Consider the following 26,536-nt stretch of genomic DNA (forward strand, 5'->3'; position numbering starts at 1 on the left):
TGATATTGTATAAAAGTGGCTATATGCTTGTATATCAATTCCATTAAAAACAAAAAGTTGGATATTGTTTTTAGGTTGGCTTTTGGATTGTTAGCTTTGCGCACCAAAAAACATGACCTGCAGGTTAGAGAAAAAAGAGCTGGAAGAGCTCAATGCCACCAACATTTTACCCCAAACTCCTTTTTGGGGACGAATAAAAAGAAATCAAGGTTATTTACCTAACGGATTTGAACTGACGGTTTCCAAGGATATGCTGGCAGATGAAGCTGATTCACTCTCCAAAGTGGGGGACGACCTTTTGGTCCTCACAAAATATATTGACAAAGAGATTTGCTACGCCTATGTGCCCTACGGGCCTAAACTGGAACCTTCCTTTGAAAATCAAGGTTTGTTTTTGGAGCAACTTTCAGAATCCATAAGACCATATTTACCATCAAACTGTATTTTCATCCGTTTTGATTTGATATGGGAAAACCAATGGACCGCAGAAGACGATTATTTTGATGCAGCAGGGAACTGGACCGGGGCGCCTTCCAGCCAGGTACAGGAATATCGCGTGAATTTTAAGACAACAAATTGGAACCTAAAAAAAAGCGTCAGCGATGTACTTCCCAAGAATACCTTTTTCCTAGACCTCTCCTTAAACGAAAAAGAACTGCTTAAAAATATGCGTTACAATACCCGCTATAATGTTAAAAAGTCCCTGAAAAACGGTGTCCAGGTCAAGGAGTATGGCATTGAACACATGGATGAATGGTACAAATTATATCTGGATACCGCGATAAGGCATAATATGCCTTTGCAGAATCAAGCATATTTTTCCACTATTTTGAAAAATCAGGATAACAATAAAAATGGTGTGCAAGTAAAAATGTTGATGGCCGACATTGATGGAAAATTCTTGTCTTCCATGTTTTTAGTCCTATCAAAAAAACGAGGAACTTATTTATATGGCGCTTCTACTTCAGATAAAAAAAATGCAATGGCTAGTTATGCCCTTCAGTGGGAATCCATAAAATTAGCCAAGGAATATGGGTGCACAGAATATGATATGTTTGGTTCGGCGCCCAACTTAAAACAGACACATCCGCTACACGGAGTCCATGTGTACAAAAAGGGCTTTGGGGGCGACTTATTTCATAGAATGGGGTGCTGGGATTACCCGTACAATGAGAAATTGTACGATATGTACAAACTTCAAGAATTGAAAAGTCAAGAGGCCTAGATTTTATTAAATATCCATCCTCTTTAGTTTTTACCCTCAATTTTAGAGTCGATAAAGCCAAAAACAATATTTATGGCCACCACCAGAAAGGTCAATATACCCAGTTCCACAAACATTGAAGTAGCTGCCAAACATCCAGCTCCCGCACTGCACCATATGGTAGCCGCGGTGGTGAGTCCTTTGATTTTATCCTCTTTTTGAAGAATGACTCCGGCTCCTAAAAATCCAATTCCGGTCACTACTTGACTGAGCACGCGTGTTACATCGGCATATTCTTCACCATAAAACCGCAAGGACACCAAAACGTAAACAGCGGCACCCAAAGCTACCAAGGTGTTGGTCTTTAGTCCCGCACTTTTACCTTTATATTCCCGTTCCAACCCTATCAAGAGACCAGCAATGGTTGCTAAACCAACCCTGATGCTAAAATCCAAGATTCCCGGTGAGTTATATGTAAAAAATTCTGTCATTATTTATACCTATGAAATACAAATAGCTCCCATTCATGAGAGCTATTTTGCTTACTTAGAAAAGGGATTTGTTCTCTTTACCAGGTTTCAATTTCCTTTTTCAATTCTTGTTTTGCTTTTCCTGTTTTCTGCTGAAGTCTTCCCAACATTTCATCGAATTTACCCTCGGAATACGTTAGGTCGCTATCGGTAAGCTCTCCATATTTTTGTTTAAACTTTCCTTTTACTTCTTTCCATTTTCCTTCTAACTGATCGTTATTCATGAGTATTTTAATTTAAGATTAATATTAGATTTATTTGTCTCCAATCTACCTTATTTCCTCTCGATGGATTGACGGAAATGGACATAATCTTAACGGTAAAGCATAATTCACCCAATTATATCACACATTTCACCTCCAAAACCAATCGCGTCAACATAATTTGGTTTCGAGACAACCATTCAAAAGACGTTTGATTATACTTCCCTATCGAACTAAAAAAATTGAAACTATGAATGAAGCAGAACAAGTGCTATTAGGAAATATAGCTGATACCGATCATGAAATTTTTGCATTGCTCAAACAAAGATACAGTCCCAGAACTTTTAGGGATGAACCCATAGATTCTGGGGAATTAAAACAACTTTTTGAAGCGATTCGTTGGTCGGCCAGTTCTTATAATCGTCAACCATGGCGTTTTATCTATGCAGAAAAGGGTACGGAAGCCTTTGATAAAATTGTGGATTGTCTAAGCGATTTTAATAAAAAATGGGCCTCTATGGCCCCTGTTTTAATGTTAAGTGCGTACAAGGAAAAAACGGATGAGGGCGAGGAAAATTTCCATGCTTTGCATGATTTGGGACTTTCATTGGGAAATATGACCGTACAGGCCCAATATCTAGGAATTGCACTGCACCACATGGCCGGGGTAGATTGGAAAAAAGCCCAAAAAACATTCAATGTTCCAAAAGGCTACCATATTACCACAGCAATTGCCCTTGGCTATTACGGGGGTACATTGGAAAAACTTCCTGAAGATTTACAGGATGCAGAAACCGCTGAACGCACACGAATGCCACAAGAAGAGTTTGCCTTTGAAAATGGTTGGGGCCAATAAGTCTTGATTAAGCCGCGGTAGTAAGGACAAATTCTACACGTTGGATTTTACAGGGCGTCCATAGATGTTTCAAAGTATAGTCCTGAAAGTACTATACCTACTATAATTAGTATTAAGATTACCAAGATTATCAAAAATCCAATTTTGGTAATCTTACTTTTTCTAAATATGTAATTGCGTTTGGAATCTTCCTTCTCTTTTACCAGTTCCAAGTCTTCTTGTGGTTGTTTGTGGTCTTTCTCTTTCATGATTCTTAAATTGAGAGAAAACTAGTTACTTTTCATGTTCCAACTTGATTTGTTCAAAAAAATTATTGACGCATTTGAGAAGCGGTATCATATCCCATGGTTATCCAAAAATTGAATCAGTCTCGTTTAAAAATAGGGATAGCATCAACAATTGAACTTTTAGAACAAAACCTTTTTGATCAATAATCCTACTTTGCAAGTACGATGTAAATGTGGTAAGCATCTAAATTTTACCATCCTTAAAAATCAATATATGATGGAAGAACATGAATATGCAAAACACGAAAAAGATTATATAAAAAAATATCAGAAACAGGGTTATGATGTCAATTTTCGATTTGAAAATGGCAAACTTATTGCCTCCAAGTCCAAAAACTTATATGGGCCAACCGAGGTTAGCATTGTTGCAGAACACCGATATGAGGGAATGAGCAATCCTTCTGATATGTCCATACTCTATGTTTTGGAAACGGATAAAGGCGAGAAAGGCACATTCTTAATGGGTTATGGTCCCAACACCAACATGGATGCTGCTGAATTCTTTAAAGCGGTTCCTGAAGAAAACTCCTCAAATAGGTAAAACATTGAAACTGAGAATCATCAGAATTTTCTGTATCCCGTGCACCATAGGTCAGATTTAACGTAACCCATCGTGTTGAAAAAATAACTACATTTATTCCATACCAGCAGGGATTACCCCAGCATTCCATTGCACCCTACTTTTGTATATGAACCTATGATAATCAATGTCAAATACGATGCAACCATCACTTTAAAGGTGATATTGCAGGAGCAACTGGAACGACTGGACATTCCACATATACTTCATGGAACAGGAGAAATAGAGGTAAAGAGAAGTCTTTCATCTGAAGAAATGGAAGAACTCACGAACAATCTCAATACATACGGTATTCAAATTTTAAGCGATCAAAAAGTGGCATTGGTACAACGAATCAAAAACGCCATAAACGAAATGTTGCAAAATGACATGGCTAGATCGCATAAGGTTTCTTCGTATTTGACCGATACCTTAAATTACAGTTACACCTATCTGTCCAACCTATTTTCGGAGACTACCTATACCTCAATTGAGAATTTTGTAATTCTCAGAAAAGTGGACCATGCCAAAGATTTAATGACCAACACCAACCTAACATTAACAGAGATTGCCTATCGTTTAAACTACAGTAGCGTTGCACATTTATCCAGTCAGTTTAAAAAAACAACTGGTTTAACACCTACCAAGTTTCAGAAGATTGTGAAAAAACGAAGGGAAAATAGAATACAACAAACTATATGAGCACAAACCCTTCAAATGGGGGCAGCCAAATCTTAAACGTTGCCCTTGCTGATGATGATGAAGATGATCGCTTATTTTTTCAGGAAGCCATAGATGATATTTCCATCCGCACCAAACTATCGTTGTTCAACAATGGACAGGAGTTGATGGATTATTTAAGCCTCCCCAAAGTAATCCTACCCAATTTAGTGTTTTTAGACCTTAACATGCCCATAAAGAATGGCATGCAATGCCTAAAGGAAATTAGGGCCAATAGCTCTTTGAACCATGTCTGTATTGCCATATATTCCACCTCATGCTCAGAAAAAGATATTGAGGACACCTTTATAAATGGAGCCAACATTTATCTGAACAAGCCTAATAACTTTGGTAAATTACGGGAGTCAATAGAAAAAGTATTGCAAATCAACTGGCAATACCATACCTCTAATCTTAATAGGGACAATTTTTTATTGCGATTGTAACCATGATTGTAGAGCATATGTATTATTTATGCTATATCATTTATTGAACTAACCCAATGGAACAAATTCCTAAAACTTGGTGTTCATTATATAGATGGATTTGAAGATATTTAGACGCATAGCAAATTCACCCGTACTGGACAAGATAGCTCTGGCCATAGTCATTGTGCTATTGCTGTTCATCACCGCTGTTTTATTCGGACAGATAAAGACATTGGAAGTTTCTGCTGAGGAAGTTTCCAATTCCCTTATGATCGATAAGGAAATCAATACCCTTTTCTCACAATATGACCTTATGGAATCCGCAGAGTTTAGATCTGTAATATTGAAGGATTCCACTTTTGAAGAATCGTACATAGATCGCAAGTTGGAGAGTGACCAAACCCTGAAAAAACTTCATGGGCTAGTCAAAGAGATGCCACAGCAGAGAGCCAATCTGGACACAATATCGCAATTAAAAGACAGTCTTCACATAACACTAACAGCGCTTCATGGAAAAATAAGGCCCTCTCAGGCAGACTCAACAGCTATGATTTATGTTGAAAATGCTGCTGCGCTTTTAAAAAGTCTCAGAGGAATCAAAGCCAACATGCTCCAGCATAATGATGAAATTTTACGACAAAGCTTAGGCACTTACCGAGGGCTAACATTTCTTACACCACTCACCACCCTAATATTGGCACTGTTCTCCATTTTGGTCTTCACAGTAGCGTATTTCAGGTTGCGCAGGCATAAAGATCAGATACAGTCTTCCGAGGCATTGTTGCAGAATATTGTACAGAGTACAGATAACATTATGAACTATTACGAACCTATTCGAGACTCCAATGGTACCGTGGTAGATTTTAGAATAGCGTTTGCCAATATCTGCAACAGGGATTATTTGAACCTGGAACCGGAGGAAATCGTTGGTAGGCCTATTTCAGAAGTGTATCCGTTTGTGTTGAAAAACAATGAATTGGAACGAATGATTGACTGTTATCGCAATGATGACACCATAGATTTTGAACGCCAGGTAACTGTTGAAGGAGAAGCGTTTTGGTTCCATACATTTGTCAGGGCAATGGATAATGGTCTTTTGGAGGTCATGCGAAATAAAACTGACGAGTACAACGCAAAGCAGGACCTTATGAAGGTAAATGAACAGCTTGAGGTACAGAACTCCATAATGTCCGAAGCCAAGAAAATGGCCAAAATTGGAAGTTATACATGGGATATGGAAAAAGATATTGCCACCATTTCCGATAACTTTTACAATATTTTGGATTGTGAACCCGGTGAGTTTGAGCCCTCTTTTAAAACCTATAGGAACTATGTACACCCAGATGATATTGAACAGTATGATGCATATGGGAAATGGTTCCAGGAAACACAGAAACCTAGAGAACATACCTATAGGGTAATTACAAAAAAAGGAAATATAAAATTCTTGCGGACCAAAGGGCAGTTTGTAGAACGGGAAGGTAAAAAGGTTATGATCGGAGTGGTGCAGGATGTAACCGTACAAATAAGTTACGAGAATGATCTGAAGATAAAAAATCGGGAACTGGAGCGCAGCAACGAAGAACTGGAATCCTTCAATCGGGTGGCCAGTCATGACCTACAAGAACCCCTCCGAAAAATCCAAATGTTCATATCCCGTTTTGAGGAAAAAGAAAAAGATACACTTTCGGAAAAAGGCACAGAGTATTTTGACAAAATAACCGAAGTCGCCGCTCGCATGCAATCCCTGATCCGTAATTTATTGACTTATTCAAGGATTGGAAGCAAAGTAAAGGAGGTTGAAAACACGGATTTAAATGAAGTCTTGCAGAAAGTTCAAGAGGACTATGCAGAACGCATTAAAGAGGTGGGTGCCACTATCTCTATAAAAAAATTACCAGAAGTACAGGGGGTTTTCTTCCAACTGGAACAACTGTTCGGTAACCTAATATCAAATGCGTTGAAGTACCGGAGTCCAAAAATAACCCCAAAAATAGAGGTGAAATCGGAAAAAGTGCCTTACAAAGAGATTCCGACCAATTTCATTAAGCCAGCAAAAGAATATTATAAAATTACAGTCTCAGATAATGGTATTGGTTTTGATGGAAACAATGCCAACACCATATTTGAAGTATTCCAACGCCTTCATGCCAAGAACAAATACTCCGGAAATGGAATCGGCCTGGCCATTTGTAAAAAAATAGTGGAAAACCACCAAGGTTTTATCCATGCCACAAGCGAATTGGGCAAAGGTTCCGCATTCATCATTTATTTGCCCGCCTAATCCTCTCTATTGCTTATTTAAGAGCATTTTAACGCAATTTAGGGACCAATCCAAAAATTGTGTAACAGAAACAAAAAATTGTGTAAGACGGTAGCTGTCTTCCAATGCGATATTTACCATAAGTAAATTGAAAGGTTCAATTCAGCAGTTATAAACAGCCTAAAAACCGTAAATATCATGAAGACATTATCTATAAAAACAGCACAGGTAAAAACCATTTTTGAACAGTTCAAAAAAGATATGGGTGGCGAGCTACAAGTTGACACCAAAGAGCATATCTTAAAAATTGACAACCCCTTGGGACAAGGTCTTATAAAAGGTGTTGACTTTAAAGGAGGAATTTCCTATTTAGAATTTGACATGGAGTTTTCCGAGGATTTGACCTTGGTTGCCAACTCCCCTAAAAATCCACCCATCTGTTTTGCATATTGTTCGCACGGTCAAATGATGCACAGTTTTGATTCAGAAGGGGAAAAACACAAACTTGAAAATTTCCAGACCGCGATATTGACCAGTAAAAAACTACAGGACAATATACTATACTTTGAAAAGGACGTTCGCCTGAAAATGATATTGATTTTGGTCAATCCAGTCCAAAATTTAGAAGATGGGAAACATTTGAACCATAAATTGCAAGAATTGTTCTTTACAGACAATACAGCCGATAATTTTGCCTATGTTGGATCGTACAATTTAAAGATTGCCGATAAAGTTCAACAACTAAATGCCATATCTGAAAAAGGTATCGCTCGAAGATTGATGATCGAGGGTTTGGTACATATGATCTTGGCCTTGGAAATACAACAGCACACAGACGATCTAAAAAATTCAGAGTATAAAGATTCTTCATTGACAGCAAGGGAAATGGAAGTTATCCAAGAGCTTTCATTGTTCGTCAACAATTACCCAGATAAACAACTATCTGTAACTTACCTCTGCAAGAAAGGTGGGTTGTCCCCATCCAAACTTCAAACAGGGTTTAAGTTGATGCACGGTACCACTGTGACCGATTACATCCGCGATGTACGCATCAGAAAAGCCGAGGACCTTATCAAAAACACCGATTTGAACATCTCGGAAGTGGTCTATAGCATAGGTTTTATCAGTAGAAGCTATTTTTCCAAAATTTTCAAGGCAAAATACAATTGCAGTCCAAAAGAATACAAGGACAAACAAAGAACCTTTGCCGTTTCGGCCTAGTACATGCTACTTTAAAAATTAAAACGCTATGGGAAAGAAAACGATGTAACGGAATTCCCCCCTTTACATCATCCCATAAAAAAAGCCCCAACACAATTGGGGCTTTGTTCTTTAGAACAGGAAAACATTATTTCTTGTTTTGCTGATCTTTAATGGTCTTTTCATCAATATCATACGTATTGGTATCAATATTGGTGTTACCTGTTGGGTTTGTGGGATTGTTCTGTTCTACTTTTCTTTTAAACTTTCTTTTATCTCTTGTCATTCTATTTGGTATTTTTCAGATTTTACTTTTCCGAAACACTATGGTGCAACGGCATCCATTTTGGATATACCTTAATCTATTGGATAATCCCCACTTACCTTGACGCAAATTAAGTAAGGATTGACGCTTTTGGTGTTTCATCATCACTCTTTGCTTTATATGAATTCCACCAACTCCTAAAACCGGTTACCCACTGTCGATAGGCATCTCAAGCCTAGTATTTTTTAAACGTCTCGGTTTTTAACAGATAAAATTAGAGATTGACATAATTGGGCGTTGAAATTCGTCAAAACAACAATTATAGAGGTGCGTATATGCGATATTCTAATTTTTACCGGTTTGATGCATCATATTTTTCATGATATGCTTCATTTCTTTTAGTGTCCACAGAACACCCAAGATATCTTTGCTCTACAATCTTTATAATCCAATGACTAACTTAAACTTGAAGATTATGATTAAACTGAAACATGCGGTCATAACCCTATTAATAATGATTGGGCCTTTGGCGTATTCGCAATCATTGACCGTATCGGGAACTGTTACCGATGAAACTGGGGCTCCTCTTCCAGGTGCAACAATAGTGGTATCTGGAACTACCAATGGAACCCAAACAGACTTTGATGGAAACTATACCTTAACTGATGTATCCTCCAGTGCCACATTGGTAATTAGTTACATTGGTTACCTGAGCCAACAAATTCAGGTTAATGGCAGAACCTCCATCAATGTAAGCTTGGCCGAAGATTTACAGGCTCTTGATGAAGTCGTGGTGGTAGCCTACGGTTCTCAATCAAGATCAGAGGTAACTGGAGCCATATCAACCGTTGGCGCTGACGAAATTACCGCCTTACCCGTAGCAACAGCGGATCAAGCCTTACAAGGTAGGGCCGCAGGTGTAACCGTTACCAATAGTGGCTCACCAGGTGTGGCCCCTGTTGTTCGTATCAGGGGTGTTGGTTCACCCAACGGTGGTAGTCCTTTGGTGGTAATTGATGGTGTCATCTCAAGTGGACTAGGGGCTATTAACCCCAACGATATTGAAAGTATCAACGTGCTAAAAGATGCTGCAACCGCTGCAGCTTATGGTTCACAAGCAGCCAACGGTGTTATCGTTGTAACCACAAAGCAAGGAAAAGCTGGTAAAACTGAGTTTACGTTCAACACCTATACCGGTGTTCAATACGTTACAGAGCGTTTTGACCTGTTAAACACGGAGCAGTATTTGAATTTTATTGAGGAAGCTTTTGGTACGGTTCCCACTACACCATTGAGCTCTTCAGGCAACGATACCGACTGGCAAGATGCCATTTTTCAGACCGGTATATTGCAAAATTATGATATAGGCATGTCAGGAGGTAATGAGAACAGCAATTTCAGGGCATCTGTGGGTATGCTAAAACAAGAAGGTACCATCATTGAAACGGGATATAACCGATACAATGTTCGTTTAAACAGTAACTTTAATGTTACTGATAAATTTAAAGTTGGTCAAACCTTGGCTGTAACTTTTACAGATTTTACCCCAGAGGTAAATGGAAACAACACAAATAGGTCGCTAATAGAGCACGCCATAAAAAGTGCACCTTACCTTCCAATTTATAATCCAGATAATCCTGGAGGCTTTCAAGGTCCCACATCTGCGTTGGATGGCCAAGATGCTGAAAACCCTGTAAGAATACAGCAGAATGGAAGCCGTGGAACCAAAGGCACCGAGATTTTTGGAAGTCTATTTGGGGAATATGAACTATTAAAAGGCTTGAAATTTAGATCTCAGTTTGGTTTGGAGTATAGCTACAGCAATTTCGATTCGTTCACACCATCCTATGATGATGATAGCAACGGACAATCTACACATGCGCAAACCTTTGCTGCAATCACAAAAAACTCTTCGACCTTTAGAAGATTTCTGTATACCAACAGCCTTAATTACAACGTAACTATCGATGGTGTCCACAATTTGGATGTATTGGCCCTGATTGAAAAAAATGAGGCCCGTTTTAATGCTGTAAATACGTCTTCCCAAAATTCGGTCACCAACGATATTACCCAACATGGTCCAGACCAAGTTGTTGCAACATCCAATACCGACGAGGTTGACAAAATTGGTTACTTGGCTCGTCTAAACTACAATTATGACAACAAGTACCTTCTTTCAGGGTCTATCCGCCGTGATGGTTCCTCCAGATTTGGGCCCAATACCAAGTGGGGTACCTTTCCATCTGTTTCTGCGGGTTGGAACATAGCCGGTGAAAACTTCATGGAAAATTCAAATTTGAATATCTTTAAATTGAGAGCAAGCTGGGGTACCACTGGTTTTGACGGTATTCCCAATTATAGATTTGCTACCACATTAAATCCCAATTGGATTTATGTCATCAATGGAAATCAAGTAGGGGGAACTTCCCCAGCCGGAATTCCCAACCCGAATGTAGCTTGGGAAGAAAGGGAAATGTTGAACATTGGTCTAGATTTAGGGCTGTTCGATAACAAATTCACTGGCGCCATTGAGTACTACAATAATAAGAGTAATGACTTATTGATTGATTTGCCATTACCTGGTTCTTTGGGTAGTTTGGCCTCTACAGTACCAACAAATATTGGTGATGCCGAGGTCAAAGGTTTTGAGGTTAGCTTGGGATATAACGATTATGAGGGTGATTTTACCTGGTCTGCCAACCTTAACTTCTCAACAGCTAAAACCGAAATGTTGAATAAAGGAACTGAGGGTATTACACAGGCATCCACATTTGAAGGATCTATAGTCAATGGTCTTGAGGCGGGTGCTCCAATTTATGCCTTCTATGGCTACCAAACTGATGGTATCTACCAAACCCAAGCTGAGGTAGAAGCAGTATTGGGCACAGAGCAAACTGCGATTCAACCCGGTGATATTCGTTTTGTAGATCAAAATGGAGACGGCGTTATCAATAATGATGACATTGTTCAATTAGGTCAACCCAACCCAGAAATCACTTACGGACTAAACTTGGATGCGAATTATAAAAACTGGGACTTTAACCTGTTTTTAAACGGTGCTGCTGGACATCAAATATATAACACCAATATTTATGATTTAGAGGGAATGCCAAGAACGTTCAATGCAGGTGTGGCAGTTTTGGACAGATGGACACCAACAAACCCATCCAATTCCATTCCTCGTGCATTTGACGGAAATAACGGTATTAATACTGCTTCATCCGATCGCTATCTTGAAAGTGGTGATTTTACTCGATTAAAAAATGTAACCATAGGGTATACCCTTGGAGACAATTCCATACTTTCAGAGTATTTCTCTCGATTACGGATATATATCAGTGGTCAAAACCTATTGACATTTACCGATTACACAGGTCTAGATCCTGAAGTAGGTAACGCAACCAATAACAACTCCGAGTTCGGTATTGACCGAGGAAAATATCCACAACCTAAATCAGTATTGTTAGGATTACAAGTAACGTTTTAAAAAAATTGTCATGAAAAATAAAATTTTAATAAGCTTAGTCTTTATTATAGCACTAGTTGTTTCTTGTGATGAGGATGCTTTGTTCAAAAACAATCCCAATGAGCTTTCTCCAGAAACCTTTTTTGCTACTGCGGCCCAAGTAGAGTCTGCCGCAAATTCAACGTACGCTTCCTTACAGGAAAGGGGACTTTTTTCCCGTCATATGTTTTTTATGATGGACAATATGTCCCAAGAGAATGGTCGTAACCAGCAGTTGGAAGCGGATAAAGTAGAATATATCCAATTCTCCTTCAATCCAAACCACGTATCCATTCCATTATACTGGGACGCATGCTATCGAGGCATAACCAACTGCAACTTCCTCATTAACAATGAAGAAAAAATAAATGAAATTGCCGATTCAGAACTTTCTGGGGCCATGAAAGCCAAATTTATTGGAGAAGCCAAGTTTATGAGGGCGATGTATTATTTCTTTTTGGTAACACGTTTTGGTGGTGTGCCCATAAATGATAGCGGGAGCGCCGAAGGACAGCCTAGGGCATCAGTAGATGACATCTACAATATTATAATACAAGATTTAACAGATGCCACCACTTCTTTGCGTTCCAGAGACGTTGAAGATACAGGTAGAGCCACTCGGGAAGCGGCTATAGCATTCTTGGGTAAAGTATACTTGTTCAGGAATAATAAAGCCGCTGCGTTAGCCGAGTTCGAGAAAATATACGGTGTCTTTGAGTTGGAAGAAAACTATTTTGACAACTTTACAGAGGAGAACGAATTTGGAAAAGAGTCCATATTCGAAGTAGTCTATGACGATGAAATAGGCGGGTCTCCATGGGGCATACCTTCCACGGGTGTGGCAGAAGCTGGTTTTAGAGGCCAAGAATATGGTGTTTTAAATTGGTTCAACGTCCATATTTCTGATGATCTTTTGGATGAGTATGAGGTTGGCGATGGTAGAATCCAAGATAATTTTTACCAAGCAGGTGATGATTATTGCTGCGGAACCATTCAAGAAAGCGATTTGGCTGATGCCAGCGGTACCATTCGGAGAGCAGGTTGGAAGAAATACCAAAACTATCATGCCGAAGCTTCAGAAGACCAACAATCGGGTATCAACTTTAAATATTTACGCTATGCTGATGTACTATTGATGATGGCTGAGTGCGTATATGAAAATGACCCTGCAAGGGCAGTTGGCTATATCAATGAAGTAAGAACACGACCAAGCACCGGATTACCGCCATTAGCCACCACCTTGTCTTCATCGGAGGTTTTTGATGCCATTGTACATGAACGCAAGTGCGAATTGGCAGGCGAGCAGGTTCGCTTCAACGACATTTTGCGCTGGGGCATTGCCGATACAGAGTTGGCTGGAAGCAACTTCCAAGCCGGTAAACATGAACTACTGCCAATACCTCAAGCGGAAATCAACAATAATTCTGCATTGACAGATGCTGATCAAAACCCTGGATATTAAGATTTTAATTTTGAGTTAGTTTTTTTGAATTAATTTTAGTGAAACAGCGTGTATACTTTTACACGCTGTTTTTATCTCTGTAAATTTGAGTTTTATTCATAATGTATAGTAGAAAAGTTTTTAAGCGTTTATTTTCAATACTGTGTAGCCTTTTGGCCCTGTCCGTGTTTTACCATTGTGCTGAAAAAGATTCCTCATCCTCTACCCAAGAACCAAAGATTTTTTCAGCGCTTACCCATACCGATACAGGGATAGATTTCGCAAATCATCTCACCGAAAATGACTCACTCAACTATTTTACCTACTCCTATCTCTATATGGGTGGTGGTGTGGCCACCGGCGACATCAACAATGATGGCCTTACAGACATTTATTTTACAGGGAACCAAGTTTCAAATAAACTGTACTTGAACAAAGGAAACCTTCAATTTGAGGATATCACACAAACCGCTGGTGTTGCCGGTGATGACCGATGGTATACCGGTGTTGCCATGGCCGATATCAATGGAGATGGCTTTTTGGACATCTACTGCTCCGTAAGTGGCAAGTTTGCACCAAAAAACAATCAATTGTTCCTCAACAATGGGGACGGCACATTTACTGAAAAGGCTGCTGAATACGGTTTGGATGACCCTGGCAACAGTGTTCAGGCTACCTTCTTCGATTATGACAAAGACGGGGACTTGGATTTGTACGTGGCCAACTACCCTCCCACTCCGTTCAGTTCGCCCACCTTTGTGTACTCGTACAGAATGAACAATTTAGAGGACATTGAATCTGACCATCTCTACCGAAATGATGGGGATATTTTCACCAATGTCAGCAACGAAGCCGGACTCAGGGCTTTTGGCCTCTCTTTGAGTGCCACGGTCGGGGACCTAAATAATGACTCTTGGCCGGATCTTTATGTTTCCAACGACTTTAACTCACCAGACTATATGTACCTCAATAACCAAGATGGTACATTTAGGGAAGTGGTCAAAGAAGCCACTTCCCATACAGCATTCTATGGCATGGGGGTTGATATAGCTGATTTTAATGATGATGGCAATCTGGATATTTTTCAGGTAGATATGGATGCCAAGACCAATCGACGAAAAAAGGCCAATATGGCAAGTATGAATCCGAAACTGTTTTGGGACGTGGTCAATGCTGGGTTTCATTACCAATATATGCACAACTGCTTACAACTGAATTCTGGATTTTATGAAGATGGGGTTCCTCATTTTTCCAATGTTTCCAGAATCACGGGAACATCTTCCACAGACTGGAGTTGGGGACCTCTGTTTGCAGATTTTGACAACGATGGCTTAAAAGATCTTTTTGTATCCAACGGAACCCGACGTGAAATCAACAATAATGATTATTTCAACAAACTGGAGGAAATGGACAACAAGGCGGACAGCCTACTTCAGTTGAGTCTGCAAATTCCTTCCGAGAAAATCGACAATTTTATTTTCCAAAATAAAGGAGACTTAAAGTTTGAACGTTCAAACGAAAAGTGGGGAATCGAATATAAAGGATTCTCCAACGGATGTGCCTATGCCGACTTGGACAATGATGGCGATTTGGAAATCATCACAAATAACTTGGACGATTTTGCATCCATTTTTGAAAACACAAGCGCAGAGAAAAATGCCTATATAAAAGTAGCCTTTTCAGGTCAACAAGGAAATGGTTTTGGTCTTGGAACACGGGTATACGTTACTGCACAAGATCGTACCCAGATGCAGGAACTTACCCTTACACGGGGATTTCAGTCTTCAGTAGCACCCGAACTGCACTTTGGATTGGGTTCCGTAGAAAAAATTGACCAACTAAAAGTGGTCTGGCCCGATGGAAAAACGCAACAATTGAGCGAGGTGGATGCCAATCAAAAATTAGTGTTTAATTATTCAGAAGCGATTACATCCAAAGAAGAACCGGGAATCACTCCGCAGTTGTTCCAAGAGGATATCACCGGTTTTTTTCCTGAGTATACACACGAAGAAAATGTGAACGATGATTTTGCCAAACAAGTACTGCTACCCCATAAAATGTCTTCTTTTGGTCCTGCGTTGGCCGTTGGTGATGTGAACGGGGATGGCTTAGACGATTATTTCGTAGGTGGCTCCAAAGGTAAATCAGGCCATCTGTTTATCCAGTCATCCAACGGTTTTGAAGCAGGTAACTCCCAATTTTTGGAGCAGGATAAAAACAGTGAGGACAATGGCGCTCTATTTTTTGATGCGGATGGTGACGGTGACAACGATCTCTATGTGGTCAGTGGCGGATATGAGTTTACCCCAGACGCTGCCCAATTGGCAGACCGACTTTACATCAATGACGGAACTGGAAACTTCGCAAAAGCGGCTTCCAATATTATTCCGACAATCAACATAAGTGGGTCCCGAGCATACAACGGAGACTTTAACAAAGACGGAAAACAAGATTTATTGGTACTGGGTAGACAAGTACCCGGGAACTACCCTTCCCCTGCCCATAGTTACATTTTGATGAACCACAGTATTTCAAATAGTATTGAGTTTCAGTTGAACCAAGATATGCAACCCGAAGCCTTTGAGGCATTGGGCATGGCAACCAGTGCCGTGCTGACCGACTTTAACAATGATGACTGGTTGGACATTATTGTGGTTGGGGAATGGATGCCCATTCGAGTCTTTAAGAACACAGGTTCAGGTTTTGTGGAGGTTTCTGAGGAAATGGGATTGAACATTGACACCACAGGCTGGTGGTGGAGTATTGAACAGGGCGATTTTGACAATGATGGTGATATGGATTACGTTGTGGGTAACAACGGTTTAAATTATAAATACAAAGCTTCTCCAGAAGAGACCTTTGATATTTTTGTCAATGACTTTGACCGTGATCAAAATGTAGATATTGTCCTTAGTTATTATAATGAAGGAAAACAGTACCCTTTGCGCGGCAGGGAGTGTTCATCGCAACAGATTCCCGGTATCAAAAAGAAATTTGAAAACTATGAAAGTTTTTCCGAAGCCACCTTGGTAGATGTGTACGGGGAAGAAAAATTGGAATCGTCACTACACTATCAGGTTAAATCGTTTGCAAGTATTTATTTGGAGAACAAGAATGGAAAATTTGTGATTCATCAACTTCCGCGGGAAGCCCAACTTTCCAGTATCAATGAGATTTTGGTCAATGATTATGATAAAGATGGTGCTTTGGATTGCCTGATTGCAGGAAACCTTTATGCTTCTGAGGTAGAAACACCACGAAATGATGCAGGGCACGGTCTATTGCTTAAAGGCAACGGAAAAGGAGGTTTTGAGCCCGTAAAAGCTGCTGAAAGCGGATTCTTTGTCAATGGCGATGTTAAAAACATGGCTACAATCCAAGTGAAAGATAAAAAGCATATTCTCGTTGCCAAGAATGACGATGCCATGCAGTACCAACGTATAAATTAGCTCCAGAAACAATCATCCTACTTTAGTTCTGTGGGCAATACCCCAAATTGCGCCTTAAAGCATTTGGTAAAGTAAGATGGTGACGAAAAACCAACCTTGTAGCAGACTTCGCTGATGGATTCAGTACCATTCTCAATGAATCGTTTGGCATGCTCCAAGCGTATCTTTCGTAAAAATTCCGTAACCGTAAGCCCTGTCATGGCCTTAATTTTCCGATACAGCTGGCTTCGGCTCAAGTGCAGCTCTTCCGCAAGGGATTCAACATTAAGGTTTTCGTCAGCAATATTCTTTGTGATATAGTGTAGCACTTGGGTCATAAAATTCTTGTCCAGCGAAGAAGTATTGTCCGGAATTTTAAAGTTATCGGAATTACTGAGGTATTTGTTGAACAAAACCTGTCTACTCTGGATAATTTGTCTCAGTTGCGCTCGAAGCACCTTCATTTCAAAAGGCTTTTGCAAATAGACATCGGCGCCGCTATCAATTCCCTTTACCCAGTCATCCGTCATGGCCTTAGCTGTCAGCATCAACACTGGAATATGACTGGTCTTAATATCCTGTCTTATGCGACTACAGAATTCAAATCCATCCATTTCGGACATTACAACATCGGTAAGAATCAAATCAGGTAGTCGCTTTAGTGCAATCTCTAGACCCTGCACCCCATTTACGGCTTCAAAAACCGTGTATTCACTTTCCAGCTCATTCTTTAGGTAAGCCCTAAGCTCCGCATTGTCCTCAACAATAAGCAATGTACGATTGGAGGCAGACAAATAAGAGATTTGCGTACACTCTTCGGGCATGGGCTGGGAGGCTAGACTTTTCTCGATTTCCGGTAAAACCATTAACTCGTTGTTTTCAAAACATTCTTTGCCCAAGGGGAGAAAAATCCTGAATTTGGTACCCACACCTTCTTCACTTTCCACAACCACCTTTCCTTTCAACAAGTCAACAAAGCTTTTCACCATTTCAAGTCCAATACCTGTACCACCATAGTATTGGCTGTTCATTTCTTTGACCTGATAGAACCGTTCAAAGATTTTTTCGAGTTCTTCCTTTTTGATGCCATGGCCGGTATCCTCAATATATATCTCCAAAGCCTGCTTGCTCTCTTGGCAGGCCAACAATGGAAAACTCATTTCCTGTCCACACCGAAAAATACCTATGGTAATAAAGCCATTATCCGGTGTAATCTTAAATGCATTGGAAAGAATGTTAAAAATTACCTTTTCCAAAAGAGAGGGGTCAGTCCAAAAAGGAATGGGCTCATCATCCGATTCAACCATTAAAATGATATTCCGAAGAGCCGCCTCTTCTTCAAAATGTTCTGTAACTTCCGTTACAAATGATATGGCCTCCATTTCTGAAATCCGAACAGAAAATTTATTGATTTCCAACTTTCTAAAATCCATCAATTCATCAATAAGGCGTTTTAGTCTTGAGGTATTTTTATGGATTACACGTAATTTTTCATGCGTAATTCTGGACAGCTTTTGTTTTGAATCGTCAAGAATGTCTTCCAGAGGGTTTAAAATCAATGTTAGCGGTGTTCTAAACTCATGGGAGATATTGGTAAAAAATTGAATCTTTTTGTCATTTAGTGCTTCTTCTTGAACTCTTCGCTCCCTTTCTGCTATAACCGCTCTTTTTTCACGAATACGCTGTGAAATGAATTTCGCCAAAAAATGAGAAATCAAAAGTATTGCCAAAATATATAACGCCAAGGCCGTGTTGGTGGCCCACCACGGACGCAGGATAGTAATCTGAAGGGTTTTTGGTGTTTCATTCCATACGCCATCATTATTGGCCGCTTTTACTTTAAATGTATAGTTGCCTGGTGATAGATTGGTATAGGTAGCGCTTCGGGTTTGGCCCACATAGTTCCATGTATCGTCAAAACCTTCTAAAATATACGCATACTGGTTTTTCTTGGGTCTTGTAAAATTAATGGCGGCATACTCTATGGTAAGCACGGATTGCTTGTGTTTTAAAGTAATGGCATCCGTTTGGGCAATTACCTTGTCCAAAGGTGATTCCTCTTCATTTGGTCCTACCCGCTTGTTAAAAAGGCGAAAGTCTGTAAAATAAATTTCTGGTTTATTGGTATTGGTCCTGATATGGTCTGGGTCGATGTAATTAATACCGCCATAACTGCCAAAATAGAGCATTCCGTTTTGGTCCTTGAATGCTGAATTAAAATTAAAATCATTGGCCAAAAGACCATCGTTGGTGTCAAAATTCTTGAATGTTTGCTCGTCAACATCAAAATGGGACAACCCATTGTTTCCACCAATCCATAAATCACCATTATCATCCTCCAAAATTGAGGAAATGGTCTCTTGCTTTATGCCCTCATTGGCACCATACCACGTAAAACTTTCATCTGTTGGATCATACTTACAAAGGCCAGCACCATCGGTTCCGATCCAAATGTTTCCTCGGGTGTCTTCAAACAAAGATACCACGGCATCTACAACAAGTGGATTGCCCAAACTTTTATACATCGGCTCTCTCAGCGAAATGGCCTTTTGGCTTGCTACGTCATTGATGGCAATTTTATACAAACCTGCAGTGGTTCCCATCCAAATAGTGTTGTTTCTATCGATGAGTACAATACGCATAGCCCCTTCACCCGGTCTGGGATCATTAAAAATTCTCTTGTTGTGATATGTGAATTTTTTACTTTCTGAATCATAGGAGTGAAGCCCTTCCACATAGGAACCTATCCAAATGGTTCCTTCTGGGTCTTCAGCAAAACTCATCACCCGGTCAGATTGTAGTGCTCCTCTGGTATTTGACGCTGTATAATTTTTAAAAGTTTGTGCTCCGTTCGGTAAATGAAAAATCCCCGAATTCCATGTACCTACCCATACGTTGTTGCCACTGTCAATAAAAAGTGCGGTAACGTCTTCGGCACTTAAATGGGGCCCAATGGAATTTCTGGGATGGGTTAGGTGAACAATATTTCCGGTTCTGGGGTCAAGGACATCCAGTCCTCCGCCATCCAGTCCAATCCACATTCGCCCGTGCTTGTCCCCGGCAATGGCACTCACTGAAGGTGATTGCAACGAATTATTCACATTGGCGAGGCTTCGTATATCCTTAAACTTATCGTAAAGTTTGTCGTAAACCCCTACTCCATTGTTGTAGTAGCCAATCCAAATACGGTCTTGTTTATCCACAAAAATGGACCATATTGAGTTGGACTTTATGCTAATGACATCAAACTTGTTGTACCGATAATGCTTTACCAACTTTCCTTGCCTATTTAATGCAAAAAGACCATCATTTTCGGTACCGCACAATATGTTTCCATCTGGTGCTTGTGCTATGGACAAGATACGTTCACTACTTATCTTGTAGTTGTATGTTTTGAAGGAATTAAATGGGCTCATTTCAACCTTTAGCAACCCATTCTGAAAGGTTCCCATCCATATGGAGCCTTCATCATCTTTAATCATTGAGACAATATAAAATGGAGCATTGCCCTTATCCTCCCGATTCTCAAAATCTAAGGTGACCTTAGCTACTTTCCCATCCTCGAAAGAAAAAAGTCCTCTATTGGTGCCTATCAATAATTCCTTATCCCTGTTTTTTATGATGCTGTTTATCTGTAGGGACGTAATATCGGTATCATCCATAGGAATATTGTGCCCGACCAAGGTTTCCGGGTCTACCGAAAAAAGTCCGTTATAGTGCGACCCCACAATAAGTTTACCTGTACTACACTCTTGGATGGCCCAGATGGGAACACTTTCTAAGGGGACCGAATCTTTATAGAACTTTACTTGCTTAAAAGCATCATTGTCACGGTCATACAGATTTAAGCCCGCTTCGGTACCTATCCACAATCGATTGCGTTTATCAACAAATGATTTGTAAATCAATGAGCTGTTCAGAGAAGTACAATCCGTAAAATCCTGCTTATAATAGACGAAGTCAAAACCATTGTATTTTTGAAGACCAACCCCGTTGGTTCCCATCCATATAAGGCCCAGACTATCTTGCACAATGGTTGAGACAGCACGTTGTGAACCTTTTTGATCTATGTTCACAAAATTGTATTCATTCTCCGAAATCTGTGCATTTACCACAACACTTTTCAGGAACACAATTGCAAACGCAATCTTAAAGAGTTTAGTTGTTATTTTTCGGTTCAATGAAAAACGATTTTGAAAATAGGTTTAAATCACAATAAAATTTACAGATAAAATCTGGAAAAAAAATTGTTTCGAATGGCTTCAAATAATTATTTGAAAATTTTTGAGGGTATCAAAACAGGTTCTCTTAAAACAGCTTTTAGTCTTATTCCCACAGTTATAAAATGTCTTGAGTTTTGCAATCGCGTTGCATAAGGCTCATTAATGTTTTACCAAAACCGTAATGGTTTAAAGTATAAATTCACCAAAAACTTAACGTTGTTTCTAATGCCTGGACATGTTTTATACCCAACAATATTGTAAGGTCATCACTTTCCCAGAATATATACTAAAAGCTCGAGGTCTAAATCTTGAATTGGCTGGGTATTTAGGTCATACCCGTGCCGAAGCACAATAGTAAAAAAGCCAGTTTTTTTGAATAAAATTTCATTTGAGTTTGTTTTTAGTTAACGCTTTTTAAAGTTAATCAATTTTATTAGCAATTCTAAAATAGTCGAAATCTACAAATCCTCCAACTTCCGTGCTGGCATAATTGAAAAGTCCAAACCGATATCCCATAAAATGGGGTAAGGTATAGGACATTTTGAGTTGGCCTCCTATCTTCATCCAATTTTTACCATTAAAACTATAATAGAAGTCAGCCACATCCTCTAAATCGGTGAAATTGCAGGTCGCTTTTAGATAGACGACATCTTGCTGTAAAGGAAGGCTTTCCATTTCCTCCGGCTGGTCGTTCTGGGCGCTCACCATGACCAATTTCTTTTCTCCGTTTTCATATTTCACGCCTATTTGCCCGTAATTTTTTTGAAGAAGGACCAAGCCAGCAAAATCTCCCTCCTTCATATTTGAAACATCCAAGGCCGTTGTACCAGAGCAGATCGGACCGAAGGTTCGTTGGGTCAATGTATTTCTCGCTTGGACAAATTTTTCATCAGTTCGTCCTGTAGTCAGTCTTAAATATCCGTTTCTATCCGTTAAAGACCATAGACTGTCCGCCGGATTATGATTCCATTGCCACACCAACGGAAGGGCAGAATCCCCCTCCTGCCTATTGAATTCATCACTGTCCACTATATTTGGTATCAACCCTGAACTTGCAGGTAAATCCAAAGTATCTGGAACCCTACCATTCACGCCTAGAACAGGCCATCCATCTTCCCAAGTGACAGGTGCCAAATAGGGAATCCTCCCAACAGAGCCATAATCCCTGAAAAGATAGGTGAACCAATCGCCCTCAGGGGTGTCAATCAATCCACCTTGTGCAATTCCCCGATCTTGTAAAGCGACTTTTCCTTCATACGGTCCATAAATAGAATCGGCACGGTGAATCAAAACCGTTCGCATACCATTTCGGGGCCAAGTGATGTTAAATAGGTAATATTTTCCATTGACCTTAAATAATTGGGAGCCTTCCGCACCCAGCATAATGTTGTCACCCGCAGGGGTACTGGCATTTTCAATAAGCACCCGTTCTGTACCTACCTTTACTCCTGATAAATCATTCTTTAACTCGGCTATCATCAGTTTTCCGTTGCCCCAAATCATGTACACTTTACCATCATCATCAAAATGAACGGTAAGATCATGGCACGAAGGCTCAAAAGAATTTACATCCCAAGGTCCATTTTCAATATCTTTAGTGGAATACACATAGGTTTTTCCTGTTGTTGCCGCAAAAGTGAATACATAAAAAACACCCTTGTGATAGCGGATACAACTGGCCCAAGACCCTCTTCCATAGGCACTTTCATCATTTTCCAGATTAAGGGCATCCATGTCCGCCAAGATATCATATGCATAATTGACCAATTTCCAATTGGACAGGTCTGTGGACTTCATGATGGGAACCCCAGGACTCATGTGCATGGTGGTACTACTCATGTAATACGTGTCCCCCACTCGTATCATGGACATATCGGGTACATCTGCAAAAATGATGGGGTTTTGTGCCCTTTTATCCTGAGCATTCCCAAAAAGCAACGTAAAAAAAATAGAGGCAAATACCGTTTTCCTTAATATTATTGAAGATTCCATAGTTCTTTTGACCATTCCTAAATCAATCACCGTTGAGCTTTTTTACAAGCTTCATCATATTTATCCAAAATGAACACACAAGATAAGTGTTTATTTAACACACTTATGTTCAATATCAAACAAATCGCTATAAATTTGGTTTTGATTCCTTTATTCCTTCTCTTTTCTCAGAACAACCAACGGTGAATTTCGGACGATACCCAGACTGTTTCCCACCCCTAGCACAAAAACAAGTAAGATAATTAATGGCATAATGATTACGAAGGGAACTATGGAAGGGGCAAAAGTTGTTTCAAAAAGTGCATATGCCAACAAAGCATTGGCAATCACGGCCAGTATGACTCCCATGAACGCACCCAAGAATCCCAATACGGCATATTCAATGGAAATTATGCTTAAAATCTGTGTCCCTTTCGCCCCTAGTGTGCGTAACAGCGCACCTTGCTTTACGCGTTGGTGCTTACTACTGTAAATCGCACCCATCAGAACCGCCACGCCCACAAAAATGCTGAAAAACGCCATAAAATTGATAACCCAGCTTATTTTTCCGAGTATGTCTTCTAAAAGGGTCAGCATTCGATTAAGGTCTAAAATGGAAACATTCGGGAACTGCCTAACCAGTTTTTGTTGCAATTGAGCGGAATTCTCATCATTTGTTGTTCTTGTGGTCATGACCCTAAATTGAGGGGCATTTTCAAGAACCCCTGAAGGAAATACCACAGAAAAGTTGGGTTGTAACCTACTCCAATCCACCTGCCGGATGCTTCTTACTTCTGTGTCCATTATTCTGCCTTGAACATTGAAACTGACCTTTTCTCCCACAGTTACCATGGCTCTATTCGCAAAATCTTCACTCACCGAAATGGGAACATTTGAACCATTACCGGAAGAGGCAGCCCACTCACCTTCAACAATTTGCTCAGAACCAATAAGACTGTCCCTGTAGGTTACCCTGAACTCATGATTTAATATCCAACGGCTCACTTGTGAAGTGGTATCTTTTCGGATTTCCTCCACATGCTTTCCTTTCAAGGTTTCAACCCGCATGGTCACGATGGGGATTTCATCGATTACCGGCAATCCCGATGATGTAATTGTGTTGGCGATGGATTTTGATTGTTCAGTTTGAATGTCCATCAAAATCATGTTAGCACTATTGGCCCTATCTTCTATAGTTGCTTTTTGCAAGAGCATGTCCTTGGTGAAATACAAGGTACTAATCAGGAATGTTCCAATACCGATGGCCAGTACTAAAATAAGGGTCTGATTCTGTGGCCTAAACAGATTTCGAAGGCCTTGGCGGGCCGTAAAACTCCACGAATAAGGGAAAAATCGCTTTAAAAGGCCCATAAAAAATTGGGCCACTCCGGTTAGAATCAAGAAAACTACGATTAAACCCAATACAAAGAACAGCGACCGTTCCAAATCACCCAAAAGCCAATACGAAAACCCAAGCACAAACAGGACAATCGCCGCTCCAACTAAAATGGTAGACTTGAAGGAACGAGTCCTCTTCTCTTCTACCACTCGTAATGTCTGCAATGGGGAAACGTACAATGTCTTTATCAAAGGGTACAATGCAAAGAGAACCGACATGGTTATGCCCAAAGCAACTCCCAATACTATACTTTGTAAAGAGAGGGAAATCCCAACGTCCACAGGAAGCAAGTCCCCTAGCAATACCGGGAACAACCGCTGAATAAAATAACCTGCCAAACTACCCAACAATCCGCCAATAAGCCCCATACAGGCAACTTGAACAAAAAATATGAGGTAACTCTGCCATTTGGTGGCTCCCAAACATTTAAGAACAGCAATGGACTTTAATTTCATCCGAATGTAAATGCTCATTCCGCTTGCGATACCAACACAACCCAACAAAAGCGAAATAAATCCCACCAGATTCAAGAACTTTCCAAAATTTTCATACCGTCTCCCCATACGCCTTGCTTCGGATACATGCGTATCAATATCAGCATCTTCATTGTCGAGGACAGGGTCAAGCTCATCTTCAAGTAACTCCATATCCTGACCTTCATTCGCTTTAAAATAATACTTGTAGTCGATACGGCTTCCTGTTTGTACAAGACCTGTGGCTTCGATATAATTGTATGGAATCAATACCGGAGGGGCAATGGCACCAAAGACTGAATTACTCCCTGGAACTGTTTTTAAAGCTCCGACAATGGGAAATGTTACCGCTCCAAGTTTTATACTATCCCCTACTTTTAAATCGAATTGAATCATGGTGGTGGCATCCACCAATGCTCCATTTTCTCGAAAATCATCTTTAGCTGAACTTGGATTGGCTTCCAAACCTTCATAAAAGGGGAAACCAGCTTCAACACCCCGGACCTCCATCAGTTTAGTGCCTTCATTCCCTGGAAAAGCGCCCATGGAAAGAAAATTGATTTCCTTGGCATCAGCCCCACCCAGAGAATCCATAATTCCAATGACCCTATCATTGACCGGCTTATCACTTTCAATGACAAAATCGGCACCTAGAAGTTCTTTGGATTGTGATGAAATATTTTCTTTGAGCAACCCGCTGAAGGAATGTACACTAACAACTGCAGCAACCCCCAACGTAATGGAAAAAATAAACAACAAAAGCTTGCCAAAGCTTGCTTTTCCGTCTCGCCATGCCATCTTAAACAACCACCCTATTCCTGTGCGTTTTTTCTGCCCTACCTGCATCAACTATAACTTTCCTCAATTTTACCGGATCGTAGCCGAATACTTTTGTCGGTCTTTTGAGCCAACTCCAAATCATGCGTCACTATTACCAAAGCGGTTCCTTGTTCTTTATTGAGTTCAAATAACAATTTTTCAATCTTGGCACCGGTTTCGTCATCCAGATTCCCGGTAGGCTCATCGGCAAATAAAATGGAAGGTTTATTGGCAAACGCGCGGGCCAAGGCCACACGCTGCTGTTCCCCTCCCGAGAGCTGCGAAGGGTAATGTGAATCACGATCTTCCAATCCAACTTTTGCCAACAGTTCCCTTCCATGTACTGCAGCTTTTTTTATGCCTTGAAGTTCCAAAGGCACAATCACATTTTCCAAAGCCGTTAGGGTGGGTAATAGTTGAAAATCCTGAAACACAAAGCCTATATTCTCATTTCTTAACCTAGCCCTTCCATCCTCATCAAGTTCTGCCAAATTTTCACCACATAACCATATATTCCCTTCGTTGCTAATATCAAGACCTGCGCATAACCCCAGTAGTGTGGTCTTTCCGCTACCCGACGGACCCACAATGGCAAATGTTTCGCCACGCTCCACTTCAAAAGAAACATCATTTAGTACATTGAGGTCGTGTTCTCCGCTCCGATATGTCTTATGGAGGTTTTGAACTTTTAATATCTTTGACATATATGCTTTTGGTTAAAACTCTCAAAATACTAAAATTGACCTTCATCAGAAAAATTCC

Annotated in this window: 17 protein-coding genes; 10 read left to right on the plus strand and 7 right to left on the minus strand. The window is 40.2% G+C overall.

Features of this window, described 5'->3' with window-relative positions; translation table 11 throughout:
• Positions 1–112 precede the first annotated feature (112 nt).
• Positions 113–1,225: a lipid II:glycine glycyltransferase FemX gene (locus tag ACFOWS_RS10785; protein WP_379764356.1), complete on the plus strand. Its 1,113-nt coding sequence runs from the start codon at positions 113–115 to the stop codon at positions 1,223–1,225.
• 23 nt (positions 1,226–1,248) lie between these two features.
• On the opposite strand, the gene ACFOWS_RS10790 is transcribed toward ACFOWS_RS10785, so the two are convergent.
• Positions 1,249–1,695: an MgtC/SapB family protein gene (locus ACFOWS_RS10790; protein WP_379764358.1), complete on the minus strand. Its 447-nt coding sequence runs from the start codon at positions 1,693–1,695 to the stop codon at positions 1,249–1,251.
• A 77-nt stretch (positions 1,696–1,772) separates the two neighbouring features.
• Positions 1,773–1,958, minus strand: a complete 186-nt coding sequence (locus tag ACFOWS_RS10795) for a CsbD family protein (protein WP_366588305.1) — start codon at positions 1,956–1,958, stop codon at positions 1,773–1,775.
• A gap of 229 nt (positions 1,959–2,187) precedes the next feature.
• On the opposite strand from ACFOWS_RS10795, the gene ACFOWS_RS10800 reads away from it, so the two are divergent.
• The 6 genes from ACFOWS_RS10800 to ACFOWS_RS10825 all read left to right on the plus strand — a co-directional run bounded on the left by ACFOWS_RS10800 (position 2,188) and on the right by ACFOWS_RS10825 (position 8,271).
• Complete coding sequence (locus ACFOWS_RS10800; protein WP_366588302.1) at positions 2,188–2,793, plus strand: nitroreductase family protein; 606 nt, start codon at positions 2,188–2,190, stop codon at positions 2,791–2,793.
• A 501-nt stretch (positions 2,794–3,294) separates the two neighbouring features.
• Positions 3,295–3,621 carry a hypothetical protein gene (locus ACFOWS_RS10805; protein WP_379764361.1) on the plus strand — a complete coding sequence of 109 codons (327 nt, stop codon included), beginning with the start codon at positions 3,295–3,297 and terminating at the stop codon, positions 3,619–3,621.
• Between the two features lie 156 nt (positions 3,622–3,777).
• Entirely contained in the window at positions 3,778–4,341 is a 564-nt protein-coding gene (locus tag ACFOWS_RS10810) for a helix-turn-helix domain-containing protein (protein WP_379764363.1), read from the plus strand.
• The gene (locus tag ACFOWS_RS10815) at positions 4,338–4,805 is read left to right on the plus strand and encodes a response regulator (protein WP_366588294.1); all 468 of its coding nucleotides are present in this window, start codon (positions 4,338–4,340) and stop codon (positions 4,803–4,805) included. Before ACFOWS_RS10810 ends, ACFOWS_RS10815 begins: the two co-directional genes overlap by 4 nt.
• A gap of 100 nt (positions 4,806–4,905) precedes the next feature.
• Positions 4,906–7,071 carry an ATP-binding protein gene (locus tag ACFOWS_RS10820; RefSeq protein WP_379764365.1) on the plus strand — a complete coding sequence of 722 codons (2,166 nt, stop codon included), beginning with the start codon at positions 4,906–4,908 and terminating at the stop codon, positions 7,069–7,071.
• Between the two features lie 177 nt (positions 7,072–7,248).
• Positions 7,249–8,271 carry a helix-turn-helix domain-containing protein gene (locus ACFOWS_RS10825; protein WP_379764367.1) on the plus strand — a complete coding sequence of 341 codons (1,023 nt, stop codon included), beginning with the start codon at positions 7,249–7,251 and terminating at the stop codon, positions 8,269–8,271.
• Between the two features lie 127 nt (positions 8,272–8,398).
• Here the strand turns inward: ACFOWS_RS10825 and ACFOWS_RS10830 are convergent, their stop codons facing one another.
• Positions 8,399–8,536: a hypothetical protein gene (locus tag ACFOWS_RS10830; protein WP_366588287.1), complete on the minus strand. Its 138-nt coding sequence runs from the start codon at positions 8,534–8,536 to the stop codon at positions 8,399–8,401.
• Positions 8,537–8,990: 454 nt separating this feature from the next.
• Here ACFOWS_RS10830 and ACFOWS_RS10835 point away from each other — a divergent pair, with 454 nt between their 5' ends.
• The 3 genes from ACFOWS_RS10835 (at position 8,991) to ACFOWS_RS10845 (ending at position 16,910) form a co-directional block, all read left to right on the plus strand.
• A complete protein-coding gene (locus tag ACFOWS_RS10835) occupies positions 8,991–12,002 on the plus strand; it encodes a SusC/RagA family TonB-linked outer membrane protein (protein WP_379764369.1) in 3,012 nt (1,003 codons plus the stop codon).
• Positions 12,003–12,012: 10 nt separating this feature from the next.
• Positions 12,013–13,482 (plus strand): RagB/SusD family nutrient uptake outer membrane protein, encoded by a 1,470-nt coding sequence (locus ACFOWS_RS10840; RefSeq protein WP_379764371.1) that lies wholly within the window; start codon positions 12,013–12,015, stop codon positions 13,480–13,482.
• Positions 13,483–13,583: 101 nt separating this feature from the next.
• Complete coding sequence (locus ACFOWS_RS10845) at positions 13,584–16,910, plus strand: VCBS repeat-containing protein (protein WP_379764373.1); 3,327 nt, start codon at positions 13,584–13,586, stop codon at positions 16,908–16,910.
• A 17-nt stretch (positions 16,911–16,927) separates the two neighbouring features.
• Here the strand turns inward: ACFOWS_RS10845 and ACFOWS_RS10850 are convergent, their stop codons facing one another.
• The 4 genes from ACFOWS_RS10850 to ACFOWS_RS10865 form a co-directional block, all read right to left on the minus strand.
• Positions 16,928–21,070, minus strand: a complete 4,143-nt coding sequence (locus ACFOWS_RS10850) for a two-component regulator propeller domain-containing protein (protein WP_379764375.1) — start codon at positions 21,068–21,070, stop codon at positions 16,928–16,930.
• A 462-nt stretch (positions 21,071–21,532) separates the two neighbouring features.
• Complete coding sequence (locus ACFOWS_RS10855; protein ID WP_379764377.1) at positions 21,533–23,104, minus strand: glycoside hydrolase family 43 protein; 1,572 nt, start codon at positions 23,102–23,104, stop codon at positions 21,533–21,535.
• A gap of 150 nt (positions 23,105–23,254) precedes the next feature.
• The gene (locus ACFOWS_RS10860) at positions 23,255–25,801 is read right to left on the minus strand and encodes an ABC transporter permease (protein WP_379764379.1); all 2,547 of its coding nucleotides are present in this window, start codon (positions 25,799–25,801) and stop codon (positions 23,255–23,257) included.
• Positions 25,801–26,478 carry an ABC transporter ATP-binding protein gene (locus tag ACFOWS_RS10865; RefSeq protein ID WP_379764381.1) on the minus strand — a complete coding sequence of 226 codons (678 nt, stop codon included), beginning with the start codon at positions 26,476–26,478 and terminating at the stop codon, positions 25,801–25,803. Before ACFOWS_RS10865 ends, ACFOWS_RS10860 begins: the two co-directional genes overlap by 1 nt.
• Between the last annotated feature and the right edge of the window lie 58 nt (positions 26,479–26,536).

It is taken from the genome of Flagellimonas marina, assembly GCF_042651185.1.
Classification (GTDB): domain Bacteria; phylum Bacteroidota; class Bacteroidia; order Flavobacteriales; family Flavobacteriaceae; genus Flagellimonas; species Flagellimonas marina.

Coding starts and splice junctions, on each gene's coding strand:
- ACFOWS_RS10845 (WP_379764373.1), top strand. CDS start 13,584: ATGTATAGTAGAAAAGTTTTTAAGCGTTTATTTTCAATACTGTGTAGC.
- ACFOWS_RS10805 (WP_379764361.1), top strand. CDS start 3,295: ATGATGGAAGAACATGAATATGCAAAACACGAAAAAGATTATATAAAA.
- ACFOWS_RS10790 (WP_379764358.1), bottom strand. CDS start 1,695: ATGACAGAATTTTTTACATATAACTCACCGGGAATCTTGGATTTTAGC.
- ACFOWS_RS10835 (WP_379764369.1), top strand. CDS start 8,991: ATGATTAAACTGAAACATGCGGTCATAACCCTATTAATAATGATTGGG.
- ACFOWS_RS10860 (WP_379764379.1), bottom strand. CDS start 25,801: ATGCAGGTAGGGCAGAAAAAACGCACAGGAATAGGGTGGTTGTTTAAG.
- ACFOWS_RS10810 (WP_379764363.1), top strand. CDS start 3,778: ATGATAATCAATGTCAAATACGATGCAACCATCACTTTAAAGGTGATA.
- ACFOWS_RS10800 (WP_366588302.1), top strand. CDS start 2,188: ATGAATGAAGCAGAACAAGTGCTATTAGGAAATATAGCTGATACCGAT.
- ACFOWS_RS10865 (WP_379764381.1), bottom strand. CDS start 26,478: ATGTCAAAGATATTAAAAGTTCAAAACCTCCATAAGACATATCGGAGC.
- ACFOWS_RS10795 (WP_366588305.1), bottom strand. CDS start 1,958: ATGAATAACGATCAGTTAGAAGGAAAATGGAAAGAAGTAAAAGGAAAG.
- ACFOWS_RS10785 (WP_379764356.1), top strand. CDS start 113: ATGACCTGCAGGTTAGAGAAAAAAGAGCTGGAAGAGCTCAATGCCACC.
- ACFOWS_RS10855 (WP_379764377.1), bottom strand. CDS start 23,104: ATGGAATCTTCAATAATATTAAGGAAAACGGTATTTGCCTCTATTTTT.
- ACFOWS_RS10825 (WP_379764367.1), top strand. CDS start 7,249: ATGAAGACATTATCTATAAAAACAGCACAGGTAAAAACCATTTTTGAA.
- ACFOWS_RS10830 (WP_366588287.1), bottom strand. CDS start 8,536: ATGACAAGAGATAAAAGAAAGTTTAAAAGAAAAGTAGAACAGAACAAT.
- ACFOWS_RS10815 (WP_366588294.1), top strand. CDS start 4,338: ATGAGCACAAACCCTTCAAATGGGGGCAGCCAAATCTTAAACGTTGCC.
- ACFOWS_RS10840 (WP_379764371.1), top strand. CDS start 12,013: ATGAAAAATAAAATTTTAATAAGCTTAGTCTTTATTATAGCACTAGTT.